Origin of the sequence: Nonomuraea sp. PA05, assembly GCF_008086045.1 — a bacterium.
Taxonomy (GTDB): domain Bacteria; phylum Actinomycetota; class Actinomycetes; order Streptosporangiales; family Streptosporangiaceae; genus Nonomuraea; species Nonomuraea monospora.
Genome location: NZ_VSEY01000122.1, coordinates 1 through 375, shown reverse-complemented (window position 1 = coordinate 375; position 375 = coordinate 1). Strand labels below are relative to the sequence as shown.

Here is a 375-nt window from a genome sequence, read left to right as displayed (position 1 = left end):
CGGGGGCGGCAGGGCGGCCTGTGGCGCGGGTGCGCACAGCGGCAGGCGGGAGACGGGGGTGTCCGGGGCGACGACGGCGGCGGAGAGCAGGGTGAGCAGTGCGTCGGTGAAGGACTCGGCCCACTCGCGCGAGAACAGATCCTCCGCGAACACCACCCGCACCTCGTGACCGTCCGGCGAGAGCAGCAGCCCCACCTGCAAGTCGAACTTGGCCGCGGCCGGAGCCGGCCGCGGAGCCGCCTCCTCGGCGACATAGAGCACGTCGAAGAGCGGGTTGCGGTTGGGATGGCGGGGCGGGTTCACGGCCGCGACGACTCGTTCGTACGGAGTGTCCTGGTGGTCGAGCGCGGCCAGGAGATCGTCGCGGGTCTGACG

1 protein-coding gene is annotated in these 375 nt (G+C 72.8%); it reads right to left on the bottom strand.

Going from position 1 to position 375, the window contains the following annotated elements:
• On the bottom strand, positions 1 to 375 hold a 375-nt coding region (locus FXF51_RS60305; RefSeq protein WP_222872002.1), incomplete at both ends, for a condensation domain-containing protein.